The 24,809-nt window shown below is 60.8% G+C and carries 24 protein-coding genes and 1 pseudogene; 13 read left to right on the top strand and 12 right to left on the bottom strand.

What is annotated here, in order from left to right; genetic code table 11:
- Positions 1–59: 59 nt before the first annotated feature.
- The 3 genes from AB5Z54_RS02035 to dnaK all read right to left on the bottom strand — a co-directional run bounded on the left by AB5Z54_RS02035 (position 60) and on the right by dnaK (position 3,871).
- A complete protein-coding gene (locus AB5Z54_RS02035; protein WP_368137425.1) occupies positions 60–1,025 on the bottom strand; it encodes a DnaJ C-terminal domain-containing protein in 966 nt (321 codons plus the stop codon).
- Between the two features lie 108 nt (positions 1,026–1,133).
- On the bottom strand, positions 1,134–1,976 hold the full coding sequence (locus AB5Z54_RS02030) for a nucleotide exchange factor GrpE (protein WP_148332498.1): 843 nt from the start codon (positions 1,974–1,976) through the stop codon (positions 1,134–1,136).
- Positions 1,977–1,978: 2 nt separating this feature from the next.
- Positions 1,979–3,871, bottom strand: coding sequence for a molecular chaperone DnaK (gene dnaK / locus AB5Z54_RS02025; protein ID WP_117637945.1), 1,893 nt, complete (start codon positions 3,869–3,871; stop codon positions 1,979–1,981).
- Between the two features lie 592 nt (positions 3,872–4,463).
- Here dnaK and AB5Z54_RS02020 point away from each other — a divergent pair.
- A complete protein-coding gene (locus AB5Z54_RS02020) occupies positions 4,464–4,715 on the top strand; it encodes a ferredoxin family protein (RefSeq protein ID WP_158564522.1) in 252 nt (83 codons plus the stop codon).
- A 113-nt stretch (positions 4,716–4,828) separates the two neighbouring features.
- On the opposite strand, the gene AB5Z54_RS02015 is transcribed toward AB5Z54_RS02020, so the two are convergent.
- Genes AB5Z54_RS02015 through nadA form a run of 4 tightly spaced genes read right to left on the bottom strand, consistent with a single transcriptional unit; the run spans position 4,829 to position 8,696 of the window.
- Positions 4,829–5,374 (bottom strand): transcription repressor NadR, encoded by a 546-nt coding sequence (locus AB5Z54_RS02015; protein ID WP_148332500.1) that lies wholly within the window; start codon positions 5,372–5,374, stop codon positions 4,829–4,831.
- On the bottom strand, positions 5,374–6,234 hold the full coding sequence (gene nadC / locus AB5Z54_RS02010; protein ID WP_148332503.1) for a carboxylating nicotinate-nucleotide diphosphorylase: 861 nt from the start codon (positions 6,232–6,234) through the stop codon (positions 5,374–5,376). Before nadC ends, AB5Z54_RS02015 begins: the two co-directional genes overlap by 1 nt.
- Before the next feature lie 3 nt (positions 6,235–6,237).
- A complete protein-coding gene (locus tag AB5Z54_RS02005) occupies positions 6,238–7,614 on the bottom strand; it encodes an L-aspartate oxidase (RefSeq protein WP_368159953.1) in 1,377 nt (458 codons plus the stop codon).
- Between the two features lie 56 nt (positions 7,615–7,670).
- A complete protein-coding gene (gene nadA / locus AB5Z54_RS02000; RefSeq protein ID WP_368159950.1) occupies positions 7,671–8,696 on the bottom strand; it encodes a quinolinate synthase NadA in 1,026 nt (341 codons plus the stop codon).
- 293 nt (positions 8,697–8,989) lie between these two features.
- On the opposite strand from nadA, the gene AB5Z54_RS01995 reads away from it, so the two are divergent.
- On the top strand, positions 8,990–9,712 hold the full coding sequence (locus tag AB5Z54_RS01995) for a LytR/AlgR family response regulator transcription factor (RefSeq protein WP_368137430.1): 723 nt from the start codon (positions 8,990–8,992) through the stop codon (positions 9,710–9,712).
- The gene (locus AB5Z54_RS01990) at positions 9,712–10,989 is read left to right on the top strand and encodes a GHKL domain-containing protein (RefSeq protein ID WP_368159947.1); all 1,278 of its coding nucleotides are present in this window, start codon (positions 9,712–9,714) and stop codon (positions 10,987–10,989) included. The genes AB5Z54_RS01995 and AB5Z54_RS01990 overlap by 1 nt, the downstream gene beginning before the upstream one ends.
- Positions 10,990–11,053: 64 nt before the next feature.
- On the opposite strand, the gene AB5Z54_RS01985 is transcribed toward AB5Z54_RS01990, so the two are convergent.
- Positions 11,054–11,629 carry a hypothetical protein gene (locus tag AB5Z54_RS01985; RefSeq protein ID WP_260699689.1) on the bottom strand — a complete coding sequence of 192 codons (576 nt, stop codon included), beginning with the start codon at positions 11,627–11,629 and terminating at the stop codon, positions 11,054–11,056.
- 136 nt (positions 11,630–11,765) lie between these two features.
- Between AB5Z54_RS01985 and trxA the strand changes: the two genes are divergently transcribed.
- From trxA to AB5Z54_RS01945, 8 genes are all read left to right on the top strand, one after another.
- A complete protein-coding gene (gene trxA, locus AB5Z54_RS01980; RefSeq protein ID WP_022093990.1) occupies positions 11,766–12,086 on the top strand; it encodes a thioredoxin in 321 nt (106 codons plus the stop codon).
- 221 nt (positions 12,087–12,307) lie between these two features.
- On the top strand, positions 12,308–12,556 hold the full coding sequence (locus tag AB5Z54_RS01975; RefSeq protein WP_006235225.1) for a hypothetical protein: 249 nt from the start codon (positions 12,308–12,310) through the stop codon (positions 12,554–12,556).
- A 1-nt stretch (position 12,557) separates the two neighbouring features.
- Positions 12,558–13,070 (top strand): nickel-responsive transcriptional regulator NikR, encoded by a 513-nt coding sequence (gene nikR, locus AB5Z54_RS01970; RefSeq protein ID WP_238022778.1) that lies wholly within the window; start codon positions 12,558–12,560, stop codon positions 13,068–13,070.
- A 29-nt stretch (positions 13,071–13,099) separates the two neighbouring features.
- Positions 13,100–15,571, top strand: coding sequence for a carbamoyltransferase HypF (gene hypF, locus AB5Z54_RS01965; RefSeq protein WP_368159944.1), 2,472 nt, complete (start codon positions 13,100–13,102; stop codon positions 15,569–15,571).
- Positions 15,572–15,702: 131 nt separating this feature from the next.
- On the top strand, positions 15,703–15,963 hold the full coding sequence (locus AB5Z54_RS01960) for a HypC/HybG/HupF family hydrogenase formation chaperone (protein WP_055310039.1): 261 nt from the start codon (positions 15,703–15,705) through the stop codon (positions 15,961–15,963).
- Positions 15,963–17,075 carry a hydrogenase formation protein HypD gene (gene hypD, locus AB5Z54_RS01955; protein ID WP_368159941.1) on the top strand — a complete coding sequence of 371 codons (1,113 nt, stop codon included), beginning with the start codon at positions 15,963–15,965 and terminating at the stop codon, positions 17,073–17,075. The genes AB5Z54_RS01960 and hypD overlap by 1 nt, the downstream gene beginning before the upstream one ends.
- Positions 17,076–17,159: 84 nt before the next feature.
- Positions 17,160–18,194, top strand: a complete 1,035-nt coding sequence (gene hypE, locus AB5Z54_RS01950) for a hydrogenase expression/formation protein HypE (RefSeq protein WP_368159939.1) — start codon at positions 17,160–17,162, stop codon at positions 18,192–18,194.
- Between the two features lie 105 nt (positions 18,195–18,299).
- Positions 18,300–18,968: an HAD family hydrolase gene (locus AB5Z54_RS01945; RefSeq protein WP_368159936.1), complete on the top strand. Its 669-nt coding sequence runs from the start codon at positions 18,300–18,302 to the stop codon at positions 18,966–18,968.
- A 420-nt stretch (positions 18,969–19,388) separates the two neighbouring features.
- Here AB5Z54_RS01945 and AB5Z54_RS01940 read toward each other — a convergent pair whose 3' ends face one another.
- From AB5Z54_RS01940 to AB5Z54_RS09865, 4 genes and pseudogenes are all read right to left on the bottom strand, one after another.
- Positions 19,389–19,946, bottom strand: coding sequence for a hypothetical protein (locus AB5Z54_RS01940; RefSeq protein ID WP_152067485.1), 558 nt, complete (start codon positions 19,944–19,946; stop codon positions 19,389–19,391).
- A 236-nt stretch (positions 19,947–20,182) separates the two neighbouring features.
- Positions 20,183–20,719, bottom strand: coding sequence for a PTS sugar transporter subunit IIA (locus tag AB5Z54_RS01935; protein ID WP_035136613.1), 537 nt, complete (start codon positions 20,717–20,719; stop codon positions 20,183–20,185).
- Between the two features lie 654 nt (positions 20,720–21,373).
- Positions 21,374–22,156: a tyrosine-type recombinase/integrase gene (locus AB5Z54_RS01930; RefSeq protein ID WP_438265559.1), complete on the bottom strand. Its 783-nt coding sequence runs from the start codon at positions 22,154–22,156 to the stop codon at positions 21,374–21,376.
- A gap of 210 nt (positions 22,157–22,366) precedes the next feature.
- Positions 22,367–22,474: pseudogene (locus AB5Z54_RS09865) on the bottom strand (integrase DNA-binding domain-containing protein); the annotation flags it as partial.
- Positions 22,475–22,575: 101 nt separating this feature from the next.
- On the opposite strand from AB5Z54_RS09865, the gene AB5Z54_RS01925 reads away from it, so the two are divergent.
- Positions 22,576–23,748 carry a Fic family protein gene (locus AB5Z54_RS01925; protein ID WP_368159933.1) on the top strand — a complete coding sequence of 391 codons (1,173 nt, stop codon included), beginning with the start codon at positions 22,576–22,578 and terminating at the stop codon, positions 23,746–23,748.
- Between the two features lie 288 nt (positions 23,749–24,036).
- Positions 24,037–24,809: IS110 family transposase (locus AB5Z54_RS01920; protein ID WP_368159931.1), on the top strand; the 773-nt coding region annotated here is incomplete at its 3' end.

The following is a 24,809-nucleotide window of genomic DNA, read 5'->3' as shown; positions in this document are numbered from 1 at the left end:
TTTCCGTCTCGTTATCGTCCATCATAAGCCCGCGGGCGCGGGTGTGCGCCACGACCGCCCTAGTACGTCGCCTTGTAACGGTTGACCTTCTCGCGATAATCGCGCGTGTCGGCCTCGCGCAGCTTGGTCATGGCATCGCGCTCGTCATCGGATAGGTTCGTGGGGACCTGCACCTTGATCTCGACGAGCAGCGCGCCCGTGCGGCCACGGTGCTTAACGTCGGGCGCCCCCATTTCCTTAAAGCGGAACTTCTTGCCCGTCTGGGTACCCGCGGGCACCTTCAAACGAACCGTCGCACCGCCGGGCGTCGGCACGTCCACCGTGCAGCCGAGCGCCGCCTCATAGACCGAGACCGGTACCTCCATGGTCACGTCGGCACCTTTACGCTTAAACAGCGGATGCTCCTCCACGTGCGTGGTCACGACCAGGTCGCCGCGCTCGCCGCCGGCAACGCCATACTCGCCGCGACGCTTGTAGCGCAGCTTGCCGCCATCGACCGCGCCCGCAGGGACCGAGACCGTAATGGTCTGCTGCTCGCCCGTCGAGGGAATGCGGTAGGTGACCTTGTGCGTCACGCCGCGAAACGCGTCCTCGGCCGTCACGTCGACAGTCAGCGACAGGTCGCCGCCCTTGCGCGCGCGGTTGCGGCCCGCACCGGCACCGGCAGCGCCCGCGGCCCCGGCAAAGCCCGAGCCCCAATCGCTGCCCCAGGCGCCGTTGCCGCTAAAGATGCTGTCAAAGATATCGCCCCAGCCGCTCGCGCCGGCACTGGCTCCGTAGCCACCGCTATACGCGCCGCCCGCGCCCGGCATGCCGCCAAACATGAGCATCTGGTCGTACTCTTTGCGCTTCTTCTCGTCCGAAAGCGTCTCGTAGGCCTCGCTGATCTCCTTGAACTTGGCCTCATCGCCGCCGGCATCGGGGTGATATTTTTGCGCGAGCTTGCGAAACGCGCTCTTGATCTCTTTGTCGGAGGCGCTCTTGGATACGCCCAGGATGTCATAGAAGGTTTTGCCTGCAGCCATCGTAGCTCCTCTCCTGTTACGTCCGCCGCCCATGCAGACGACGGCCCATGCTTTCATATGGCACTAGGCCAGAAAGGGCCCCGGGTGTTGCCCCGGGGCCCCTCTCAATTACTCCTCGGTGCTCTCGGCCGTATCGGCCGTAGCATCCTCGGGCGCCGCTTCGGGCTCCGGTGCGGGGCGCTTCTCGCCACCGTAGGTCACCGTCACCATCGCGGAACGCAGGATGCGATCCGCCATGCGGTAGCCCTTCTGGTACACATCGTTGACGGTCTCGTCGTACTGCGACGCGTCCTCGACGCGACCCACGGCCTGGTGCTCGAGCGGATCGAACGCCTCGCCCTTGGGGTCGATTGGCTCAACGCCCTCGTGCGCGAACACGTCGAGCAGCTTGGCATGTACCGCGTCAACGCCATCGACGAACTGCTTAAAGTCGTCGGAAAGCTCTTGACTGCGGGCATGGTCAATCGCGCGCTCGATATCGTCGATCACCGGCAACAGCGCGGTGACAAGCTTCTCGGTCGCGCGCTCGCGCTCGGCGATACGCTCATTGGCGGTGCGGCGACGGAAGTTCTCCCAGTCGGCCTGCAGACGGGCGGTGCGCTCGGTGGCGTCCTTTGCCTTGTCCTCTGCGGCCTTCTGAGCCTCTGCCGCAGCATCGAGCTCGCTGCGCACGTCGGCGAGCTCCTTTTGGGCCTGCTCGAACTTGAGCTTAAAGTCGTTGTCGGCGGCTTCCTCACCGGCGCGGATAGCAGCTTCCACCATCTCGTCCTCGGTCATCGTCGCCTCCTTGTTGGAATCCTCTACCTGGTTCTCGGCAGCCTCGGCGGCCGCGGCCTCGTTGGCCTCGGTATCGTCGACGGCCTCTACGGGAATCTTCACGTCCTTCTCCTCAGAGTCAACGGGGGCGGCGCCAGCGGCAGCCGCCTCCGTGCGAGCTTTACGGGCGGACATGATTACTTGTCCTCGTCGTCCACAACCTCGTAGTCGGCATCGACGACGTCATCGTCGGCAGGCTGGGCGCCGGCGGCACCGTCGGTCTGCTGCTGAGCGTCGGCGTAGACAACCTGGGCCAGCTCATAGGCCACGGACTGCAGGGACTCGCCGGCGGCCTTGATGGCCTCGACGTCAGAGCCCTCGAGCGCCTTCTTGGCGTCGGCGATAGCGGCCTCGGCCTTGGACTTCACGTCAGCGGAAACCTTGTCGCCCAGCTCGTTGAGGGTCTGCTCGGTGGAGTAGCACAGGCTGTCGGTCTGGTTGCGGACCTCGACCTCTTCCTTCTGCTTCTTGTCCTCCTCGGCATGAGCCTCGGCGTCCTTGACCATACGATCGACTTCGTCGTCGGACAGAGCGGTGGAGCCGGAGATGGTGATCTGCTGCTCCTTGCCGGTGCCCTTGTCCTTAGCGGAGACCTTGACGATACCGTTGGCGTCGATGTCGAAGGTGACCTCGATCTGCGGCACGCCGCGGCGGGCAGCCGGGATACCGGTCAGCTGGAACTTACCGAGCGACTTGTTGTCGCGGGCAAGCTCACGCTCGCCCTGGAGCACGTTGATCTCGACGCTGGTCTGGTTGTCGGCAGCGGTGGAGTAGACCTCGGTCTTGGAGGTCGGGATCGTGGTGTTGCGGTCGATCATCTTGGTCATGATGCCGCCCATGGTCTCGACGCCCAGCGACAGCGGGGTAACGTCGAGCAGCAGGATGCCCTCGACGTCGCCGGTGAGCACGCCGCCCTGGACGGCAGCGCCGTCGGCAACGACCTCGTCGGGGTTCACGGACATGTTGGGCTGCTTGCCGGTCATAGTCTTGACGAGCTCCTGGACGGCGGGCATACGGGTGGAGCCGCCGACGAGGATGACCTCGGTCAGATCGGAGAGCTTAAGCTTGGCGTCGCGCAGGGCGTTGGTGACAGGCTGCTTGCAGCGCTCGAGCAGGTCGCGGGTGATCTTCTCGAACTCGGCGCGGGTCAGCGTGTAGTTGAGGTGCAGCGGGCCGGACTGGTTCATGGTAATGAACGGCAGGTTAATGGTGGACTGCTGCGCCGCGGAGAGCTCCTTCTTGGCGTTCTCGGCGGCCTCCTTCAGACGCTGCAGGGCCATGGGGTCCTGACGCAGGTCGACACCGTTCTCCTGCTGGAACTTATCGGCCATCCAGTCGATGACGCGCTGATCCCAGTCGTCGCCGCCCAGGTGGTTGTCGCCCGAGGTGGACAGAACCTCAAACACGCCGTCGGCGAGGTCGAGAATGGAGACGTCGAAGGTGCCGCCGCCCAGGTCGAAGACCAGGATGCGCTGGTCGGTGCCCTGCTTGTCCAGGCCATAGGCAAGAGCAGCAGCGGTCGGCTCGTTGACGATACGCTTGACGTTGAGGCCGGCGATCTTACCGGCGTCCTTGGTGGCCTGACGCTGGGCGTCGTTGAAGTAGGCCGGGACGGTGATGACGGCGTCGGTGACGGTCTCGCCCAGATACTTCTCGGCGTCAGCCTTCATCTTCGCGAGCGTCATGGCGCTCACCTGCTCGGCGGTGTAGTCCTTGCCCTCGATGTCGACGACGGCACGGCCACCCTGGCCCTCCTTGACCTCGTACGGCACGGTCTTGATCTCGGAGGTGCACTCGGAGTACTTGCGGCCCATGAAGCGCTTGATGGAGAACACGGTGTTCTTGGGGTTGGTGACAGCCTGGTTCTTAGCGGCCTTACCCACGACGCGGTCGCCGTCGGCACGGAAGCCCACGACGGACGGGGTGGTGCGGTCGCCCTCGGCGTTCACGATAATGGTCGGAGAACCGCCCTCGAGAACGGCCATTGCGGAGTTAGTAGTACCAAGGTCGATACCAAGAATCTTGCCCATTAGAAATTCCCTCTCTCTTGTGCGTTTGCACCGACTCGGCGGTCTGCCGAGCGGTGTTTCGGCTTGTCTTTCAGGATGTAGTGTATCCCCTTATGGGCCGGAATATACAAAATCTAAGTCAATTCATATAAGATTTCTTATTGCTGAGAGTTTAGGTTCTTAAATGCGCAGGTAGATGCGCTGATTGAGTTCTCGGCAAATCTATCGAGATCTATGTAGAGATGGCTGAGGTTTGCGTCCGGGGGTGCCTGGGGGCCGTCTTGCGGAAAGCTCATCCCAGTTTGAGCGTGGATTCCGGGTCGCAGTTTCCGTCTGAAGGCTCAACCGAAAACCGTATCCCGTTTTGAGAGCTGATACCGGCTCGCATTTTCCGCTAGCGGGCCTAACCGGAAACTGCGACCCGGTTTTCGGCCAAATAACGGGATGCCCTTTCCGCAGACGCGCTCAATAGCTCAATATTTCAAGTCACCTTTAGCTAACATTTGCGCAGCTCAACGGCCCCACCTGCGCATTTTTTAGTAAACCTTGGCATACTCGGCGAACGGTATGAAGATGCCGGCCAGAGGGTATTGCAAACGGTCGCTCCCGTGGTATGTTTTTGCCCGAATCAAACCGGCGCGCATCGCCTGTAGCGTCGGTCAACAGAGAGGAAACTACCATGGCTCATCCCGTAATTGATGCCGACGAGTGCATCGCTTGTGGCGTTTGCGTCGACTCCTGCCCCGCTGGCGTTCTGGAGCTCCAGGACGTCGCTACCGTCGCTGACGAGGACTCCTGCGTCGCCTGTGGCGCTTGCCAGGACGCTTGCCCCGCCGGCGCGATCACCGAGATCGTCGAGGAGTAACAACTCCCCCATTTGCACACTCACAAGTACACCGTGCACAAAAAGGAGGCCTCCGCATCGCCGCGGAGGCCTCCTTTTGCATATGTGGGCAGCTAATTGGGGACGGTGTCGGGCTAGGACAAATCATCCTCGTAGGGCATTAAATCGGCTAGGTAGCCTTTCTCTTTGAGCATGGCCTCGATCTCGTCGAGGGTTTGCTCATCCTCCGCGGCGATGCGATGGAAGTGGTAGCCGCTGGTCACCGTTAGCAGCGGAAAGCTCTTGCCGCTCTCGATATCGCGCAGATAGCGCTCGACATCGCGGCGATTGCGGATGTCCAGATCAGCCGTGATCTTACCGTATACGCGGTGATTGACGATCACATTGAGCACGGAGCCGCCGGCGTCGACGATACTCGTGAGCTCATCGCCCGCCTGCTCCACGCTGTGGCGAACCTTGACCAAGCGCGTGGGCACAGCGGGGCTGCTGGGGGCCTCCTGCAGCACATAACCACGGTTGGTCGCCACGATATCGTGCCCGTCGGCGCGCAGCAGAGCGATGTCTTGCACGACAATCTGGCGGCTCACACCCACCTCGCGGGCAAGTGCGCTGCCCGAAACGGGTCCCTTGGCTCCCTCGAGCACGGCCATGATGGCACGGCGACGCTCGCGGGCGTCCATTATTTACCGTCCAACAGACGCAGGTGCTTGAGCGAGAGGTCGAGAATCGGCGCAGAGTGAGTCAGCGCCCCCGAGCTAATAAAGTCAACGCCCAGGTCGGCGAGCGCGCGGATATTGCTGGCGTCCACGTTGCCCGAGCACTCGGTCTTGGCGCGGCCGGCGATAAGCTCAATCGCGGCAGCCATATCGTCGTGGGTCATGTTGTCGAACATGATGATGTCGGCGCCGGCCTCCACAGCCTCGCGCACCATGTCCAGGTTCTCGCACTCAATCTCGACCGTCGTGGTAAACGACGCATGGGCGCGCGCCATCTCGATCGCGCGCGCCACGCCACCGGCGGCATCGATGTGGTTGTCCTTGAGCATGACGGCCGTCGACAGGTTGTAGCGGTGGTTGCTGCCGCCGCCGATCTCGACCGCCGCCTTCTCAAACACGCGCATACCCGGCGTGGTCTTGCGCGTGTCGACGAGCACAGTCTTGGTGCCCTCGAGCGCTGCAGCCATCTGGTGCGTATAGGTAGCGATGCCGCTCATGCGCTGCAGGTAGTTGAGCGCCACACGCTCGCCCGAAAGCAGCACGCGCGCGTCGCCGCGCACCTGACCCACATGGTCGCCGGCGTGCACCTCGTCGCCATCGGCAACGTCGAGCAGCACCGAGCTCTGCGGATCCAGCAACTCAAAGGTGCGGGCAAACACATCCAAGCCGGCGATGATGCCGTCGGCCTTGGCGATAAGCTCCACCGTGGCGGGGCGCGCCGTGGGACACACGCTCGCCGTGCTCACGTCCTCGAACGTGATGTCCTCGCGCAGGGCCTGCAGAATCAGATCATCGGCGACGAGCTTCATGGTAATGGGATTCATGGTCTACTCCTCCACGGCCTGCGTGCCGGCAGCACGGGCCAAATCATCGATTGCCAGGGTGTCGGCGCTCAGAGCGCGATGACGGCCATCGAGCGCGGGATCGCCCGCCTGCTCCACGGCCAGCGACTCGCCGGTACGCATGCACCACGCGGCGCGACGACCCCAGACCAGCGCCTCGAGCAGGCTGTTTGATGCAAGGCGATTCTTGCCGTGAACGCCATTGCAAGCCGTCTCGCCCGCGGCGTAGAGCTCTGGCATCGAAGTGCGGCCGTCCTTATCGACCCATACGCCGCCCATAAAGTAGTGCTGCGTGGGCGTAACGGGAATGGGCTCGTCCAAGATGTCGCGACCGTCCTCCAGGCAGCGCGCGCGAATGTTGGCAAAGTGCCCGGTCACCACATCGCGCTCGACGGGGGCAAAACTCAGCCACTCGTGCTCGGCACCGTCCTGCTTCATCTGCTCGCGAATAGCGGCGGCGACCACATCGCGCGGCTGAAGCTCATCGGTAAAGCGCTCGCCGGCGGCGTTGAGCAAAATCGCGCCCTCGCCGCGGCAACTCTCGCTGATCAGGAAGGTGCGACCCGGCTGCGGCGAGAACAGTCCCGTGGGGTGAATCTGCACGTAGTCCAGATGCTCCATCTTAATGCCATGCTCCTGAGCGATGTAGCAGGCATCGCCCGTGAGCTGCGGGTAGTTGGTCGAATGGTCGTATACGCCGCCGATGCCGCCCGTTGCCCACAGCGTGTGGCGGGCATGGATCTTAAACGGCTCGCCGGCATGCGCGCCCTCGGCGGTATTTACCAGCTCGTCGGCGGGACGAACCGAGTTGTTCTCGTCCACGGGAACGGCGACGACGCCGGTGCACACCGTGGCACCGTCACGCTCGCCCGTTAGGATGTCGGTCATGGCCACGTGCTCCAAAATCTGCACGTTATCCAGCTTGCGAACGGCCTGGAGCAGCTTGGTCGTGATCTCCTTGCCGGTAATATCGGCATGGAAGGCGATGCGCGGACGGCTGTGCGCGCCCTCGCGGGTAAAGTTGAGGCTGCCGTCGGCCTTGCGCTCAAAATCCACGCCCATGGCCAGCAGGTCGTTGATGACCGAGCGGCTCGAGCGGATCATGATGTCGACGCTCTCGCGGCGGTTCTCGTAATGACCGGCGTGCATGGTGTCCTCAAAGAAGGCATCGTAGTCCGAGCCTTCGGGCAGCACGCAAATGCCGCCCTGCGCGAGCATCGAATCGCACTCATCGACCGAGCCCTTGGAGAGCATGATCACGCGCGTGCTCGTCGGCAGGTTGAGAGCTGCGTACAGGCCCGCCACGCCGCAGCCGGCAATAACGACGTCGCACTCCATGTCGGGGTATTGTTTGGTTTTCACAGGAATCCTCTCCCTTGTAATGTGGCATAAGGGACTGCCCCTCATGTCACATTGTTCTAGCGCGCTGCGTACTCGAGCATACGGTCGAGCGTAAGTTTTGCCTGGTCGGCAGCCTCGTCCGACACACCGATCTGCACCTCGCCCTCGCCCGTCTCCAGGCAGCGCACGAGCTTTTCGAGCGTGATGAGATCCATGTTGACGCAGGTGGGCTGCACCGCGGGGAAGTAGAACTTCTTGCCGGTGCCCTGGCAGCGGCGCTCGAGCTCGTAGAGCACGCCGCGGACCGTCACGATAATGAACTCGCTCGCGTCGGACTCCTCGGCGTACTTGATGATGCCGGCGGTGGAGCCGATGTAGTCGGCCTCGGCCAGGACGTCGGCCTTGCACTCAGGATGCGCCAGCACGAGCGCGTCGGGGTGGGCCTCCGTCGCGTCGACGATCTGCTCGACGGTGATAATGTGATGGCGCGGGCAGTAGCCGTTGTTGAGGATGATGTGCTTTTGCGGCACCTGCTCGGCTACGAAGCGGCCCAGGTTTTGGTCGGGAATGAACAGGATATGCTGCTGCGGCAGCTCGGACACGATCTTGACGGCATTGGAGCTGGTGACGCACACGTCGCTCCAGCTCTTGATCTCGACCGTGGAGTTGACGTAGCACACCACGGCCAGGTCGTCGCCGTACTCGGCGCGCGCCGCGTCGACCGTCTCGCGCTTGACCATGTGAGCCATGGGGCAGTCCGCGCCCGGCTCGGGCAGCAGCACGGTCTTAGTGGGATTGAGCAGCTTGGCGCTCTCGCCCATAAACTCCACGCCGCACAGCACGATGGTCCGCTGTGGCAGGCTCTTGGCGAGCTTGGCCAGGTAGAAGCTGTCGCCGACGTAATCGGCAACGGCTTGGACCTCGGGCGCCACGTAGTAGTGCGCCAGGATTACCGCGTCACGTTGGGTTTTTAGTTGCTGAATGGCCTCGACGAGCTCTGCGGGCACCAGTGCCGCACGCTCCGTTGCCGTCGTTGCCGATGCCAGGCCGGCCGCGATATCGCGTGCAAGCTCCGACGCATCCATGTTCGCGCTCTGTGCCATCAAGGCCCCTCTCTTTTGGCGAATCTTGGGGCTTTAGTATGACACCTAGGTTTACAGCTGACAAGACAGCTGTAAACCTAGGTGTAAAGTTGAAATAAAGATTCAATCATGTGGCAGGTCCATATTCGAACTGGCAAGCTGAGGATAGCTGAGCTCTCGATGGCGCAGGAGGCATCTTTCGCCACCGCAATACCGCTTGGCGCGAGTTGCACGCCGTGGGGCGCAAACGGTCCGCACCCCCACAAGCGGTCCGCACCCAATGTGGCAAAATCGAACTACTAAGGGGGCTTAGAATGCTCAAGATTATTGCCTGCGACGATGATGTCGCTTTTCTAGATAGACTGCACCGGATGATCGACCGTTGGTCGACCGAGACGGGCACGACGGTCGATGTTGCGCTCGTCACGCGCGGCGAGGACCTGCTGGCCCGCCATGCCGCATCGCGCGCCGACATCATTCTGCTCGACATGATCATGCCGCTCGTCAACGGCATGGACACCGCACGCGAACTGCGCCAGGCCGACACCGCCGTGCGCCTGGTGTTCCTCACCTCGTCGCCCGAGTTCGCGCTTGAATCCTACGAGGTCCGCGCCTTCGACTATCTGCTCAAGCCCGTGACTTACGAACGCCTGGCGCAGTTACTCGACGAGCTTTCGAGCATGCGCCCGGCGGCAACCGACGAGCTCGTGATCAAAACTTCCTTTGGCTACCACGCCCTGCGCCTGTCCGACATCGAATATGCCGAGGCGCGCAACAAGCACGTGGTCTTCCACCTGCGCGACGGACGCGATATCGAGGCACTCGAGTCGTTCCGCAGCGTCGAGGACCGCTTGGAGCAAAACGCGGTCTTCTTTAAATGCCACCGCAGCTACCAGGTCAACCTGCGCAATATCGATCACTTTGACCGCACGGACATCGTCATGCGCTCGGGCGCGTGCATCCCGCTTTCGCGCAGCTGCAAGCAGGGATTCCAAGACGCCTACTTTGCGGCGCGCTTTGAGGGTGGGAGACACTGATGGTCTCCTCGGTCGAAATGGTCCTTTGGGCAATCCACCACGCCACGACGCTACTCTTTGGCGTCTTTGCCTCGGCGGCGCTGTGCGGTGTCGAGATCAACCGGCGTCATGCGCTTGAACTGGTGTTGGTCGGTGCCGTAACCGGATGCGCATTTGGCCTCGCCAATGCCGTCGGCGGCGAGCTTTTTGCCCGCCAGGTATATCCGCTCGTCGTGCATCTGCCGCTCGTCATCTATTTGTGCGCGCGCTACCGTCTGAGCCCGCTGCTTGCCGTGCTCGGCATTACGAGTGCCTATCTGAGCTGCCAGTTCAGCAATTGGATGGGCATCGCCGCATTTGCCGCAACCGATTCTCAGATCGCGTACTATCTGGCGCGCATCGCGACCACACTCGCCGTCTTTGCCGTCCTGTTGCATTGGGCCGGCGACATCGGTCCGCGCTTGGCGATTAAAAGCACCACCGAGCTGGGCATCCTTTTAATCCTGCCGCTCGTCTATTACGTCTTTGACTATGCCACCAACGTCTACACCACGCTGTTCCACTCGGGCTCGGTGGTAACGGTTGAGTTTTTGGCATTTGCGCTCTGCGCCTTCTATCTTATGTTTCTTACCGTTTACCTGCGCGAATACGAAGAAAAGGAAACCGCTGAGCGAGAGCGCTGGATGCTCGAAACCCGCGACAGCGCCGCCATCAAAGAGCTCGAGGCTTGGCGTCAATCTGGGCGCGAGCTGTCGATTCTTCGCCACGATATGCGCCACTTCCTACGCGGCCTGGCCGCTTTAATTGAGGAGGGCCACACCGACGAGGCGCTCAAACGCATCGATGAACTCTGCGAAGCCGGCGATCGCACCGCCGTACGCCGCTTCTGCGCCAACGAGACCGTAAACATCGCGCTTTCGTCATTTAACTCGGATATCAATAGAAACGGCATTGCCGCCAACCTGCGCGCCGCCGTACCCGAAACCATCCACGTAGGTGACGCCGACCTGTTTAGCGTGCTCTCAAATGCCTTGGAAAACGCTATCACCGCCGCGAGCGCCGCGCCCCAGGGAAAGCGATTCGTCGACTTTGACCTGCGATTAGAGGACGGCCAGCTGCTGCTGTTAGTTTCCAACACGTTTGACCGCGCGCCGCGCATGGTCGACGGCATGCCCGTGACCCGGCATGCGGGCCACGGCTTTGGCACCAAGAGCATCAAACTTGCCGTGGAGCGCATGAACGGCAACTGTCAGTTCCGCATTAACGGCGATCGGTTTGAGCTGCGCGCCGTGATGTAGAAGTGCGGTGCCGATCTCGAGGCGCGCCTTGCCCGCCAGGCAATCGCTCGCCGGCGCCAATCCGCTACAGCGGGGCGGCCGCCGGGGTCAGCTGCTTGATGTAGGCCCACATGCGCTGCTTGGCCGCTTTGTCGGTCAGCGCCGCCTCAAAGCCATCGAGCGCGAGCACGCGGCGGCCCTGCACATGGGCGACCAGGCCGGGCTTGAGCATGGCGGTGTCGAAGTCATCAATCGCCACGAGCATATCGGCGTAGGTCTCGCGCATGGCGTCAGCCGCGTTGTTGTCGAGCAGCAGCACCGCCTCGGGGTCCAAAGCCTCAAGCGCCTCACGGAACAGCTCGCACGGCAGAGTCTCGCCCACCGCGACCGTCCCATCACCCACGCCGGCGACGCTTGCCAGCACGCAAAAATCCTCGGGCGCGTAGCCGATGGCCCCAAGCGCCTTGCGCAACGCCGCGCCATCCGGGCCGGCGGCAAGCTCGCCACCCGAACGCTCGGCCTCGTCCAGATCGCCTTTGACCAGCACGATCGGCGAGCACGCGTTGCCCGCGATACGCACGCCACGGCCCGCGAGCGATGCGAGCTCCTGCTCGGTCGCCTGGGCGATGGCTTCTTTTTTCTGGCTTTGTGACGTGGGCATGCGCTCTCCAATCGTTTGCGTGCCCACCATTATATAAAAGAGCCGCCTACGAGTGGTTGCTTTGCGGGCGGCTGGGTATAAGCACGGTCGTACTGAGTTTTACGCGGCCAAGCCGCGTCGCATTATGGAGGTCACCATGGCTGACATTAATCAGATTACCCCCGAGAACTTCGATTCCATCGTTAACGACAGCCTGCCCGTGCTGGTCGATTTTTGGGCACCGTGGTGCGGGCCCTGTCGATCCCTCTCGCCCATCGTTGACGAGGTTGCCGATGAGCTGGCGGGCAAGCTTGCCGTTGCCAAATGCAACGTCGACGACAACCAGGACCTGGCCATGAAGTATGGCGTCATGAGCATCCCCACGCTGATTGTGTTTAAGAACGGCGAGGAGATTGACCGCTCGGTTGGCGCTCTGCCCAAGGCGAGGCTGCAGGCGCTGCTGGAGAAGCATCTGTAATACGCTTGTTACTTACCCGCCGTCCATGAGCGCTTTTGCACCGCTCGCCGGACTTCTGGATGCACCGAGTGCAACCACGGATAGTATGGTAGTCACAAACAGCCCCCAGTGAACGGGTGCGGGTCGCACAGACTCGCACCCGTTTTCTTATGCAGCTGCGCACAGAGCGGGCGTAGTAAAATCTGAACCACTGAACTGCCCCATACAAAAGGAGATTTTCCATGCATGACGTCGGAATGAACATGAGCCAGCTTGCCATGAGCGTCAAGCAGGTCGACGACACCATCGAGCTCGCTCACGAGTGGAGCCATCAGCTGCTGCATGCGACCGAGAATTTTGACATGGAGCGCATCGGCGCCAAGCTCGAGGCCGCCATGGCCGCGCTCCACGAGGCGCATGACGCGCTCGAGGGCTACGAGGAAGCCATCGAGGCCGACCACAACTCCGTCGGCTCCGTGAAGCTGGTGTAAGGTGGCCGAACACGAGCACTGCTGCGGGTACGAGCACGAGCATCCGCACGGGGCGGACGGTGACGCGGGCTGCCACTGTAGTGGCTCCGGCTCCGAGCTGGTCCGTTTTTCGGTTACCGCACCCGACGACCTGCTGCGCCGTTTTGACGAGCAGATCGGGCGCCGCGGCGACGTGGCCAACCGCTCCGAGGCCGTGCGCGATTTGATTCGCGCCTCGATCGCCAAAGAGCAGATGCGCACGCCCGATGAGCACGTTATCGGGTCGCTCACCATGATCTACGACCATCACACCGGCGATCTGACGCGCCGCCTGGACGAGGTGCAGCACGACTACACCGACGAGATCGTATCGACGATGCACGTGCATTTGGATCACCACAACTGCTTGGAAATCCTGGCACTCAAGGGTCGCGGCGAGCGCGTCTACGAACTAGCCGACCGCCTGCTGGGCCTGCGCGGCGTTAAGCACGGCGAACTCACGTGCGCCGCCACCAAGCAGAGCCTGGGGCTGTAACAGCACACATTTCAACGAAGGAGGGTCGCATGCGACATGCGCATATCCATGTAACGGGCATTGTGCAGGGCGTTGGCATGCGACCGTTTGTGTATCGCGAGGCCATGGCGCACGGCATTTGCGGCTGGGTGCTCAACGCGGGCGACGGCGTGCATATCGAGGCGCACGCTCCGGCCGATGCGCTCGATGCTTTTGTTGCCGCGCTTTCTGAGCATGCGCCCGCGGCGGCCCGCGTTGAGCGAGTCGATATTGCGGATTTGGAGCCTGGCGGCTGGAGCACTGCCGATGAGCAGGGCTTTCACATTGTGGCGTCGCAGGACCAGACCGCGCACACGACGCTCGTCTCGCCCGATATCGCCACCTGCGACGATTGTCTGCGCGAGTTGTTCGATCCCGCCGACCGACGCTATCACTACCCCTTTATCAACTGCACCAACTGCGGCCCACGCTTTACCATCATCCGATCGCTGCCTTATGACCGAGCGGCCACATCGATGGACCGTTTCCCCATGTGTCCCAAGTGTGCCGCGGAGTATGCCGACCCACTCGACCGGCGTTTTCACGCGCAACCCGATGCCTGCTTTGATTGCGGGCCGCATATTACGTGGCGCGAGGCTGTAAACAGCGATGCGTGCGGGAATTCGTCCGCGACACCGGCCGTCGGCACCACACGCGAGGCCAGCGACGCTATCATCGAGCGCTGCGTTGAGCTGCTGGCCAGCGGTGGCATCGTCGCCATCAAGGGCCTGGGCGGATTCCATCTATCCTGTGACGCTGCCAACGAGCAGGCGGTGGCCGAGCTGCGCCGTCGCAAGCGTCGCAGCAATAAGCCGCTTGCCGTCATGGTGCGCAGTCTTGCCGATGCCGGGCGCCTGTGCCATATCGACGATGCTGAACGCGATCTGCTCGCCGGCAGTATCCGCCCCATCGTGCTGCTGCGCCGGCGGGCTGTTTGCGGGAACGACGGCGATTCTTCCGACGCCCTCGTACTCGCACCGTCCGTCGCGCGCGACCTGCCCGAGCTCGGCGTCATGCTCCCCTATACGCCGCTTCAGCATCTGTTGCTCGCCGCGGCAGAAGCCTGCGGTATGCACGCGCTCGTCATGACCAGCGGAAACCTGAGCGAAGAACCCATCGAGACCGACGACGACCTTGCCTGGGAACACCTCGTTGCCGCCGGCATCGCCGACGCGTTGCTCGGCAACGATCGCGCGATTCTCTCGCGCTACGACGACTCTGTAGTGCGCGTGGTTGACGGCGCCGTTATGCCCGTACGCCGCGCTCGCGGATATGCACCCCAACCGCTGCCGTTGCCGGCGCTCGACCGCGCTCCGTCCTGCGTACTCGCCTGCGGGCCGCAACAAAAGGCCACGATTACGCTCACGCGTGAAGGGACGAACGGCGAGGCGACCTGTTTTGTGTCGCAGCATATCGGCGATGTTGAAAACGGCGGGACCTTCGATGCCTGGAACGCCGCGCGCACGCGCTTGGAAGATCTCTTTGACTTGGCGCCCGCCGCCTTGGCCTGCGATTTACACCCCAGCTATCTATCGGGCCAGTGGGCGCGCGAGCAGACGCGAAAATGCAATCTGCCGCTCGTCGAGGTGCAGCACCATCATGCGCATATCGCGAGCGTAATGGCCGAGGCCATCGCCGCGGGCCAGCTTACAACCGACGCGCGCGTCCTTGGCATCGCCTTTGACGGCACCGGCGCCGGCACCGATGGGACCATTTGGGGCGGCGAGTTTCTTGTTGCCAGCCTTGGCGGCTTTGAGCGCACCGCGCATTTGCGCACCTGGGCGCTCCCCGGTGGGGCGGCCTCCGTGCGCGACGCCCGCCGCAACGCCTTTGCCCTGCTCAGTGAGCTCGGCCTGCTCGAGCACCCAGGTGCCGCTCGGCTTTTGGACAGCCTCGACGAGCAAACGCGCAGCGTGACAGCCACCATGATCGAGCGCGGCATCAACAGCCCGCGTACCAGCAGCATGGGGCGTCTCTTTGATGCCGCGGCAGCAATTCTGGACATCTGCGACAAGGCAACCTACGAGGGCGAACCCGCCATAGAACTCGAAGCCGCCGCCTGGCGCGCGCTCGACAACGAAATCGCCCATTTTCCCGACGACAACGCCGGCTATTTCGCATCTGGCCCATCGTGGCTGGACGGCCCCTATGTTCTGGACCAGAAAGCGCTCTTTGAGGCACTTTTGGGAGGAATTGAAGCCGGAGCGCCCGCCGACAGGCTCGCACTCGATTTCCATGTCGCCGTCGCGCGCTCCTCGGCGCGCATCGCCAGCGATATCTGCGTGCACGAGGGCATCGACACCGTCGCGCTCTCGGGCGGCGTGTTCATGAACCGACTTCTGCTTCAGCTTCTCACCCGCGAGCTCAAAAGCGCAGGCTTTACTGTCCTTGTCCCCCACACCGTACCCGTCAATGACGGCTGCATCGCCTACGGTCAGGCAGCAGTCGCACGCACTCGCCTCGCACAGGTCGCGCCACAATAGGCTGTTCGGCCAGCCCGCAAGCCGCCGTCTCACAGGTGTAGCGCGTTTGCCCGCAGCGCCCGCGAGCGCTACCATCAACTGATGGATTATTGAGCGCCCGTCCAGCGCAAAGCGTATAAAAGGGGAACAATATGTGCCTTGCCGTTCCCGGTAAAGTAGTCAAACGCGACGACGACCTCAAGGCCACCGTCGACATGATGGGCATCGAGCGCCCCGTGTCGCTGCGACTCGTGCCGACGGCGCAGGTTGGCGACTATATTCTCGTACACGCCGGCTTTGGCATCCAGATTGTCGACGAGCAGGAAGCACAGGAAACGCTCGAGCTTGTTAATGCCATGTCCGAGCTGGTCGAAGAAGACCAGCTGACCACCAACCCGGCGGAGGCTTACTAGTGGCGCCCGAGCAGCCGGCGCGCTCCGGTATCGATTTCTCGGCATTCCGCGATCCCAAGCTGGCTCGCGAGCTCATCGAGCGCATTCATGAGCTTGTCGGCGACCGCACCATCAACCTTATGGAAGTCTGCGGCACGCATACCGTGAGCATCGGGCGCTATGGCTTTCGCTCCATTATGCCGGCCGGGCTCAAGCTGCTGAGCGGCCCGGGCTGCCCCGTCTGCGTCACCGCCAACCGCGACATCGACCACGCAATCGCGCTCGCCAACATAGACGGCGCCATCATCACCACCTTTGGCGACATGATGCGCGTGCCCGGATCATCCACCTCGCTCGCTGCGCAAAAGGCGGCGGGGCGCGATATCCGTATCGTCTATTCCCCGCTCGACGCGCTCGACATTGCCGAGCAAAACCCTGATCGCCCGGTCATTTTTATGGGCGTGGGCTTTGAGACTACGACGCCCACCATCGCCGCCGCCATCTTGGAGGCCGAGGTGCGCGGGCTTTTGAACTTCTCGGTCTATTGCGCCCACAAGGCCACGCCGCCGGCGTTGCGCGCCATCGCCAACGACCCCGAGACCACCATCGACGGCTTTATCCTGCCGGGCCACGTCGCCACCATCACGGGCTTGGCGCCCTTTAGCTTTTTGGTCGACGAATTCAATACCCCGGGCGTGGTCACGGGATTTGAACCGGTCGATATCCTGCAGGGCATCTGCATGCTGGTCCAGATGGTTGTTGAGGGGCAGCCCGCGATCGACAACGCCTACCGTCGCGGCGTCAATGCCGACGGCAATCCCGTGGCGCGCCAGCTGGTCGAGCAGGTATTTGAGCCGTGCGATACCACATGGCGCGGATTGGGGTCGATTGCGGCTTCGGGACTCGCCATTCGTCCCGAATTCTCGCGCTTTGATGCCAGCATGCGCTTTGGCGTGTCCATCGAGCCAACGGTCGAGCCACGCGGATGCCGCTGCGGCGACGTGCTGCGCGGGGCCATTACGCCGAGCGACTGCCCCCTGTTCGGCCACGCTTGTACGCCCGAGCATCCCGTCGGCCCCTGCATGGTGAGCTCCGAGGGCAGCTGCGCAGCATATTTCCGCTACCGAGGCTAATAGGTTCCGCCGTTCTAACGAACGGCGGACCAGTCGACGCTGCGCCTCACCCATATAATTCCACCCACGATTGGAGTTTTCGATATGTCCCATAGCGTTACCGATAGCACCGTCCTGCTGGGCCACGGCTCCGGCGGACAGATGATGAAGCGCATCATCGATGAGGTCTTTTTGGATGCCTTTGGGTCGCCCGAGCTGCTCGAAGGCAACGACGCCGGCGTCGCCGCGCTGCCCGCGAGCGGGCGCATCGCCATGTCGACCGACAGCTTTGTAGTCTCGCCGCAGTTCTTCCCCGGTGGCAACATCGGCCGCCTCGCCGTGTGCGGAACCGTCAACGACGTCGCGACCTCGGGCGCCAACGTGCGCTACCTATCGTGCGGCTTTATCCTCGAAGAGGGCTATCCCATGGATAAGCTCCACCAGATTGTGCAGACGATGGCCGAAACGGCGCACGAAGCGGGCGTGTCCATAATCACGGGCGACACTAAGGTGGTCGAGCGCGGCGGGGCCGACGGCGTCTATATCAATACCGCCGGTGTGGGCGAGGTACCCGCGGGCGTGGCGCTCAGCGGCGCAAACTGCCGGCCCGGCGACGTCATCCTGGTGTCGGGCACACTGGGTGACCACGGCATCGCCATCATGAGTCAGCGCGAGGGTCTGGCGTTTTCGAGCACCATCGAAAGCGATGCCGCGCCGCTCAACCACCTGATTGCCGATGTGCTTTCCGCAGCACCCGACACACGTTGCTTCCGCGACCCCACGCGCGGTGGCCTGGCGTCCACACTCAACGAGTTTGCACAGGCCAGCGGCGTTGCCATGGAGGTCGACGAGGATGCCGTGCCCGTGCGTCCCGACGTGCAGGCCGCCTGCGAGATGCTCGGCTACGATGTGCTGCAGGTGGCAAACGAGGGCAAGATGGTTGCCGTCGTGCCGGCCGAACAAGCCGATGCGGCGCTGGCCGCCATGCGCGCCGCCCACTACGGTGAGAACGCCGCGATTATCGGCCGCGTGCTGCCACTTGGATCGGACGCTCGACCCGCCGTGCGCGTACGTACCGGCTGGGGCTCGACCCGCATCCTCGACATGCTCGTAGGAGAGCAGCTGCCGAGAATTTGCTAACGACAAAGGCTCAGGGCTATTAAAGATATTCAGATTCCAAACATGCCCGGCACGCATGCCCAGTATCATGGGGTGCGTTTTACAACTCAAGCGGCAGGAGCACCCATGGCAGCAGCTTTTTCCCATGTGATCTTTGACCTGGACGGCACCATTCTCAACACGCTCGAGGACCTGGCGGCCGCCGGCAACCATACCTGCGAGGCGCACGGCTGGCCCACGTTTGCCGTTGACGAGTACCGCTACAAGGTGGGAAACGGCATGCTCAAGCTGGTTGAGCGCTTTATGCCCGCCGAGTACGCAGGCGACGGCCGCATGTTTGAGCAGACGCTTGCCGAGTTTAGGGCTTACTACGGCGAGCACAAGGAAGACTACACCGCTCCCTATGCCGGCACGATCGAGATGCTCGACCGCTTGCGCGCCGCGGGCGTTCAGCTTGCCGTGCTCACTAACAAGGACCACGTCTCGGCGGCTCCGCTTATCGAAAAGTATTTTGGTTCCGAGCGCTTTGCGCTGGTGCAGGGCCGTGTCGATGCGTTTCCCCCCAAGCCTGAAGCGCCCGTTACGCTGCATGTGATGGAAGAGCTGGGCGCCGACCCGGCAACCACGCTCTATGTGGGCGATTCCAATGTCGATATCCTGACCGGTCACAACGCCGGCCTTAAAAGCGCGGGCGTCAGCTGGGGCTTCCGCGGCCGTGCAGAGCTGGAGGCCGCCGGCGCCGACTACGTGGTGGACACCCAGGCAGAGCTCGCGGCGCTGATCCTGGGCGAGTAACGAGCGACACTGCTTAACGCAGCTGCGACAATTCTTCCGCGCGGAAAGCGCATCCCGTTTTGGAGCTCCGGAATGGGATACGCTTTCCGTTTGAGGCGCATCAGGGAAACCGCATCCCGTTTCAGAGCAATATTCCGGGTCGCACTTTCCGCAATCCACCCCATCCGGAAAATGCGACCCACTATTCGGCAAAAACCGGGTCGCGGTTTCCCAAGCACTCGATGCAACGCTGGCACAAGGAATGTCCCCAACTGCCGCCTGGTCATTTAAGAACGTCCCCAATGACAGGACGAACAAGTTGGCATGAAAAAGGCAAGACATAGACCTTCTGGTCATGCCTCGCCTTTTGAATGACAAATTGTCGTCCTGGGCGGCGCGCAGCGTCAACTGGTTACGCGGTTCGTAGAACCGCGTAACCCCCTAGCTCAGCATTGCATCCATCATCTCGGAGTTGACGGAGTCGTCGGCAGACCACTCGCCGTCGTCGTTGCAGGTGTACTTGAAGATAACCGTGGTCTTCCTGGGCTCGGTGGCCTTGGTCACATCGACCATAACCTGACCGGCCATCTTGTACAGCTCGTCATCGGAAGGAACCGTGTCAAGCGCAGCGACCTTCTCCTGATACTGGGTGGAGAAGTCCTCGACGATCTTGTTCATAGACTTGCAGGTGATAGAGACCTCGGCGGTCGCGACACCCTTGTCCTCGTCGACCGTCACGTCGCCGATCTTGTAGTCAAAGCCCTCGAGATAGGTCTTGGCATACTCCTTGGGATCGATACCCAGCTGCTCGAACTCGTCGCCCGAAGCCTCCTCCAGACCAGAGAGGAAGTCGTCGCCACCGTTCTTGACCTCGTCAAACTGCGTCGTAAGATCCTCGGTGATGAGTTCCTCGACCGAAGGACCTCCACAGCCGGAAAGCACGACCACGCATGCAACCAAGACGGCCATGAGGGGCACAAGCAGCAGCTTCTTTTTCATGTTGTTCCTCCCAATGAGCGGCACCGCGCTTCCCGGACGCGGCACACGTTGTAATAAGTAAGCCCATACTATCCACTTATGAACACCCTCGGCAACGCGAAGGCGCGGTCGGTTCGTTTTAGCGTCCGAACGGTTTGCAAGCCCGCCCAACGCGCAATAAAACGCTTCCCCACGGTGCAATAAAAAAGGTGGCCGGAAAACCCGACCACCCTTGCACATCCTTTGAACGCCGCAGTTTACTTGCGGACGACCTTAACGATGGCGTCACCGGCGGCGACGGCGGACTCTGCCTCGACGGTGAGCTCGACGTCGGCAAACTCGGCGGTGTTGGACACGGCCACGACGACGCAGTCCTTGTAACCGGCAGCAGCGATCTTGGCGCGGTCGATCTTGAGAATGGGCTGGCCGGCCTTCACGACGTCGTCGGCCTTGACGAAGCCCTCGAAGCCGTCGCCGTTCATGTTGACGGTATCGACGCCAACGTGCACCAGAACCTCGATGCCGCTATCGGACTGCAGACCCACGGCGTGACCCATGGTGACGGTCACCTTACCGTCGCAGGGAGCGTAGACCAGATCGTCCTCGGGCCACACGGCGCAGCCCTTGCCCAGAACCTCGCCGCCAAAGACGGGATCGGGCACGTCGGCCATCTTGATGACCTTGCCCTTGACGGGCGAGCACAGCACGTCGGCGCCGGCAGAAGCAGAGATGGAAGCGGGAGCTGCAGCAGCGGCAGGCTCAGCCTTCTTCTTAAACATGTCAAACAGACCCATATGTTTTCTCCTCTTGATTAAGCGCAACGTTGTGCGCATGCCTATGGTGATTATAGTGCTAAATGGCCAAAATACTAAGGCGAGGGCTCGAATCGCAAGCCCTTCCCGGTAGTGCTCGTGGGATGAGCATCTCCTTTGCATCGCAGGTCGATAAGCCGAGTATCGCCCACGCGCGGGACGGGCAGAAGCGGGCGCGCCAAACCCGATACTTCTTTTCGCTCTCGAGTCCTGCCGCCGCCCCGTCCCTGACACTTCCTGATACCGACCGAAACGTGCCAAAATAAACCCGTCCCTTTTTGGTAGGTTTGGCGAGTGTGGATTTTCGGACGCTTAACTAACGAACGTGGATAATCTCCCACTTTGAGGCCGTCACCGAGCCAAAAACGGGAGATTATCCGCTCTCATTTTGGATAACCCCCCCCCCTGTACCAAGCCGAGCTCCATGGTCAAGTAATAACGACTTCTCATCATTAGATTGTTTACATCAAATTATATATGTCTTTTTGACTATCTTTTTATATCTTCTTAAATGTCCGCAAAGCCTTATTTTATCGGCTCTACGGGCATTTTGCTTTTGTGGTAAACCTCACATATCTAGGTCTATCTTCTTATATTTTCGCTATCAAGCGTGGTTAAAATCGTGGTAAATACTTTTTATGCAATTAGACGCTGAACCTCTGATTTTGCAGTATCTATGGACGCATGAGCATACCAGTTCATTGTGATACTGATATTTGAATGCCCCATGATATACTGTAAATCTTTCGGGTTCATGTTCTTGCTTGCCAGCCTTGTGCAGAACGTATGACGTAGCGTATGCGGTGTGATATGTGGCAAGGGGTTATCCTTATGGTGCTTGTTGTATTTCTTTACCATACGGACAAATAAGGCGTTGTAATCAATCGCAACTTTGGGCTTGCCCTTATGATTGACAAATAGAAAGTTGCTCCGTCCGTCTATCACAAATGGTTCTGCCTTTGGGCGTTTCTTCATAACCCGTTGAAATGCTTGTATCGTTTCCTTGCTTAATGGCACTTGCCTTGTTCCGCTCTTTGTCTTAGGCGTTTCAATATAGTAGCCCTGTTCCTTGCTCTTTAATAACTGGTGGTCGATAATCACAACTTCATTCTTGAAATCAATATCGGCTACTGTCAGTCCGCACAGTTCCGAGATACGAAGTCCAGTCTTTAACAGTATCAGCACATCATCATAATACTTGTGATACACATTGTCCGTCTTGATGAATGAGAGTAGGGCTTGTTCTTGCTCCTCTGTCAATGCCACTTTCTCTTTGGTATCATTTTCTAGGACTTCACTTAACTTGAAATCAAAGGGATTTTTCCTTACACAATCGTCTTGTATGGCGATATAGAATGACGCTTTTAACGAGCGTTTATGGTTGTTAATGGTATTGTAGGAAAAGCCTTTGTCTTTCATGCGTAACGCCCATTCCTTAGCGTCAGAGGGTTTTATCATATCAATGCTCCTAGCACCTAACTTATCCTCTTTCAATAACCGCATGAGTTGTTCCCGTTGTTTTATTGTGCTTTTCTTCACGTTTGCCCTCTGTGCGTTCTGTTTGGCGTAGAGTTGGCAAAGCGTCATTTTCTTGCCTGTGCTGTCGATACCGTCCTCAATATCCCGTCTTATCTGCTGTTCCAGTTCACGAAGTGAGGGTTTTTCCCGTTTTCCCTTTGGTGTCGGGTCTGTGGGTGTCAATCTCCAAGCATACACATATTTTGTGTTTCCAAATGCGTCTACATATTCTAATAACTATTTAATCCTTAAACTCGTTATTAGAATTGATATGATTAGCCTAATAACGAGTTTCCGGCACTAAAGATATGGAGGGCGCGATGCAAATCGAGGAGAACGGCCAGGGAACGCTCCGCAATAATCTATCGGGGAAATTGGCTTACTATTCGTTTTTTCCAACGCCCTTGCAATCATTGAGGCAGCTAAACCTCACCGAGGAAACCTATCGCACGCTTTCCGCATGCTCACGAAAGCTTGGAGAGCTTGAAGGCATGCTCTACTTTGTTCCCAACGCCGACATGTATCTGACAATGTACGTGCGCAAAGAAGCACTCCTTTCTTCGCAAATTGAAGGAACCCAGTGCACGTTTGACGACCTACTTAGTCCATTGCAAACACAACTCCATCATAAAGATGTCGCAGACGTCGTGAATTACGTCCGTGCTGTCGACCGCGGCGTAGAACTGCTCAAAAAGATGCCCTTGTGCACGAGACTTCTTAGGCAAGTTCATGCGGTCCTGCTGGACGGAGTGCGCGGAACGGAGAAGAATCCAGGCGAGCTGCGCTCCTCACAAAACTGGATTGGCCCCTCAGGCTGCACCATTGCAACCGCATCGTTTGTCCCTCCAAACATTGAAGATTTGAGTAACACGCTCCAGGACCTCGAACGCTTTATCAATGAGCCTCAAGTCGAAATGGATCCGATTGTGCGGGCGGCGCTCGTCCATTACCAATTTGAAACTGCCCATCCATTCCTAGACGGAAACGGTCGCCTGGGCAGGCTTCTCATTACACTTATGCTCATCAATGATGGCGTTCTTCATTCTTGCTTGTTCTATCCATCGTTCCAGTTCAAGAAAAACCGAAGCGAGTACTACCGGCAACTCACATCCGTAAGGGAGAGAGGCACTTACGAGGAATGGATAGAGTTTTTCTGCAACAGTCTTCTCGAGAGTGCGAAGGACTCGGTAGGGTCTTTAAAAAACCTTGTTGACCTCCATAACCGTTCCACAGCAACCATTACCGAAAATCTCGGAAGGACTGCTGTAAACGGGCAAAGGCTGTTGGGCATTCTTGAAGAGCACCCCATCGTCGACACCGCATTCATCGCTGCCCAACTCGATATCGGCAGGAGTACCGCGAGCTCGCTCGTCAAATCATTTGAAGAATTGGGTATCCTCCGTCCGCTCGACGAGTCAAGACAGAGATACCGGCAGTACGGGTATGAAGAGTATCTTTCGATTCTCAGGGAAGACGCCGAGCCGATTAGATAGGCATCGCAGCCCAGGCAAATTAAAGCGAGCGTGGATAATCTCCCACTTTGAGCCCGCACACAGGCCAAAAACGGGAGATTATCCACGCTCATTCCTGAGTAGTCATTTATGAACGTCCCCAATGACTAGTCCGGCAACGCCGATGTTTCGGCAACGACAGACACTATGACCCAATCCGAGGGCACGGAAACGACAGGAGCCCCCGCTCGTGACCGCGGGTCGGGGCTGCGACAATGTTGTTGAAGTGCCAGAGGCGCAGCCGCGCCGCAACGAGGTTGGGAGGCTCCCGTGCCTAGATATTCTACCGCCTTCGGAATGGACGTACACCTCAGGTCCACCACCGTCTGCGCGCTCGACGCGGAGACGGGCGAGGCCGTGGCGAGGAGGTTCCGCGGCAACCCGTGGGGCGAGGTCGCGGAGTGGATGTCGGGCTTCCCGGGCCCGTCGCTCGCCGCCTACGAGAGCGGCTACCTCGGCTTCGCCCCGCAGAGGGAGCTCTCCGGGCTCGGCGTCGACTGCGTCGTCGCGGCCGTCTCCAAGGTCCCGAGGTCGGCGGCCGACCTCTCGTCCAAGAACGACCGCAACGACGCGGCCAGGATGGCCAAGGCGATACTGTCGCACGACGTCACCCCGGTATGGGTGCCGTCCCCCGAGATCGAGGGGCTCAGGGACCTCGCCGCCGCCCACGACGCCGCGACCGCGAGGCTCGCGGCGGCGAAGCAGCGGCTCCTGGCGTTCCTCGCCCGCCGCGGCTACGTCTACGGCGGCACGACGCCGGCGGGAAACCCCCGGAGGTACTGGACGTACGGCTTCCTCAGGTGGCTCGACGGCATACACCCCGCCGACGACGGCGGCATCCGGGCGCTCGCGGCGCTGAGGAACGAGGTCGAGGCGGCCGACGAGACGAGGGGGGCCCTCCTCGCCGAGTACAGGGCCGCCGTCGCGGCGGGCCCCCTCTCGGCCGAGGTCGAGGCGCTCCAGTCCATCAAGGGGTGCGGGTTCGCGCTCGCCGCCGCCTTCGCGTCCGAGGTCGGCGACTTCTCGAGGTTCCGCTCCGGCAG

It is taken from the genome of Collinsella aerofaciens, from assembly GCF_040910185.1.
GTDB classification, from domain to species: Bacteria; Actinomycetota; Coriobacteriia; order Coriobacteriales; family Coriobacteriaceae; genus Collinsella; species Collinsella aerofaciens_BF.
This window is presented reverse-complemented; position numbering and strand designations above follow the sequence as displayed.